General features: G+C 69.6%; 1 protein-coding gene. It reads left to right on the forward strand.

Annotated features, from left to right (window positions below):
• The first annotated feature begins 190 nt into the window (after positions 1-190).
• A complete protein-coding gene (locus tag AC2VNT_RS13240) occupies positions 191-1,807 on the forward strand; it encodes an FAD-binding protein (protein ID WP_486947299.1) in 1,617 nt (538 codons plus the stop codon).
• Positions 1,808-1,995 lie beyond the last annotated feature (188 nt).

Raw genomic sequence — 1,995 nt, forward strand, 5'->3', positions numbered from 1 at the left:
GATCAGGCCGGCCGGCGGTGCGCACGGTCACAGCCGGCGCCGGCGGGACAGGAATCATCGCCACTCGAACAAGCAGTAGAACACGTTCTTCTTAAACCCATGATTCTCACGTTTACCGTGCTCATAGTGCACGCTTGGAAACGAGAGCCTGTTACATTGGAGGGCCGTCAGACTACCAAGGAGACAACGGGTGAACCACGAATCGCCGACCGCCATCACCGAGACGACCGACGTCGTCGTCGTCGGGTTCGGTGCCGCGGGCGCCTGCGCGGCGATCACCGCCCGCGAGCGGGGCGCGAACGTTATCGCCTTGGACCGGTTCAACGGCGGCGGCGCGACCGCGATATCCGGCGGTATCTACTACGCCGGCGGCGGGACGTCGATCCAGCGCCAGGCCGGGGTCGCCGACACCCCCGAGCAGATGCTGGCCTATCTGCGGCTGGAGGTCGGCGATGCGGTCCGCCCGGAGACCCTGGAGCGCTTCGTGGCCACCAGCCCGGAGACGCTGGACTGGCTGCAAGACCACGGCGTTCCGTTCGACTCGTCGATCTGCCCCTACAAGACGTCGTTCCCCACCAACCGGCACTACCTCTACCATTCCGGCAGCGAGAACGCCGGCGCGTTCCGGTCGGCCACCCCGCCGGTGCAGCGCGGCCACCGCGCCAAGGGCCGGGGCACCTCCGGCAAGAAGATCTATGCGCCGCTCGCGGATTCGGCTATCAAGGCCGGGGTCGACTTCCGGCCGCGCACCCGGGTCACCGGGCTGCTGCGGGACGACGCGGGCCGGGTGACCGGGGTCGAGGCGATGACCATGAACCACGCGCCGCGCCACATCCAGCGCCGCTACGCGCGGATGGCCGCCCTGTCGAGCAAACCGGGCATCTACTACCCGCCGCTGCGGAAGGCGATGAACCGACGGCTGGCGAAGCTGGAACGGCGCTACGCCCAGCCGGTGCGTTACCTCGCCCTGCGCGGCGTGATCCTCTGCGCCGGTGGCTTCATCGCGAACCGGGAGTGGGTGGCAAAGTACGCCCCGGAGTTCAGCAACGGCCTGCCGCTGGGCACCACCGGCGACGACGGCAGCGGCATCGCACTCGCCGAGAGCGCCGGCGCCGTCACCGACTACATGGACAACGTCTCGGTGTGGCGCTTCATCACCCCGCCGAGTGCGTTCATCTCGTCGATCGTGGTCGACGCGGCCGGCCGGCGCATCATCGACGAAAGCCGATACGGCGCCGCGATGGGCCGGGCGCTGGTCAAGGACCACGACGCCAGCGGCTGGATCCTCGCCGACGCGCGGCTGATGGCCGAAGCCCGGCGGCAGCTGCTCACCCAGACGCTGTGGTTCCAGCGGGCGCAGGCCGCGATGCTGATGACCGCCGGTGCGGTGCGCGGACGATCGTTGGAAGAGGCCGCCCGGGCCGCCGGCGTCGACCCGGACGGGCTGGTGGCCACCGTTACCGCGCACAACGACGCGATCGACTCCGGGGCAACGGATCCCGCCGGCAAGCCGGCCGACTTCTGCCGGCGGATCGACCAACCGCCGTTCACCCTGCTGGACATCTCGGTGCGCAGGAACCTGCTCTACCCGACGCCGATGCTCACCCTCGGCGGTGTCCGGGTCGACGAGCAGACCGGGGCCGTCGTGGACGTGGACGGCGTGCCGATCCCCGGCCTGTACAGCGCGGGCCGCACCGCGGCCGGGATCTGCTCGCAGTCCTACGTCAGCGGGCTGTCGATCGCCGACTGCGTCTTCGCCGGCCGCCGGGCCGGGGCCGCCGCGGTCGGCCAGCCGGCGCCAAGCTGACCGGGCCGGCGGCTGGCGTGCGGCTAGCTAGAACACCCAGGAGCCAGACGGTTGCAGCACGAACCCGTGGGTCCCGTCGGTGCAGGCGGTCAGGCGGTTCGATCCCACGACGCAACTAGTGACTGGATCAGTTGGCTGTTGTTGGACAGATATTTTCTGTCCTGGCGAAAGAAGCTTGTATGTGACCG

This window comes from Mycobacterium sp. TH-M15 (genome assembly GCF_057473705.1).